Source organism: Ectothiorhodospira variabilis (assembly GCF_022227625.1).
Classification (GTDB): Bacteria; Pseudomonadota; Gammaproteobacteria; order Ectothiorhodospirales; family Ectothiorhodospiraceae; genus Ectothiorhodospira; species Ectothiorhodospira haloalkaliphila.
Genome location: NZ_JAJNAO010000061.1, coordinates 1 through 499 on the forward strand (window position 1 = coordinate 1; position 499 = coordinate 499).

Genomic DNA, 499 nt, shown 5'->3' on the forward strand with positions numbered 1-499 from the left:
TTCATCTACACCCTGATCGAGCACAAGTCCTGGCCCGACATGGGGGCGCCCTTGCAACTGATGGGCTATCGCCACCGCATCTGGACCCGCTACGCCCAGGACAAACCGGAACGTCTGCGCACGCTGCCACCCATCATCACCCTGCTGGTCTACCATGGCCGGACATCCTGGGATGTGCCCACCCGGCTGATCGACTGCATTGATGCCGACGAGGATCTGCTTGAACTGCAACGCGATGGCCGCTACACAGTCAAAGACCTCACAGGCAGTGCGCCAGTCTACGAGGACTTCTCCGATCACCCTCTGCTGCGGGCAGGACTGGCGGCCCTGGCATGGGCCTTCGTCAAGCAGTTTCACCCCGAGCAACTGGCCCGGTTACTGCGGGATTTACCCGATGAACACCCCCTGACCCGGCAGATATTGATTTACATCGTCCGGGTCCACACAATGACCGAAGATGAATTCAAGCAAGGGGTGGCCATGGCCAAACCCCATCTCG

1 protein-coding gene is annotated in these 499 nt (G+C 60.1%); it reads left to right on the plus strand.

Features of this window, described 5'->3' with window-relative positions:
• Positions 1-499: Rpn family recombination-promoting nuclease/putative transposase (locus LPW30_RS15925; RefSeq protein ID WP_239681372.1), on the plus strand; the 499-nt coding region annotated here is incomplete at both ends.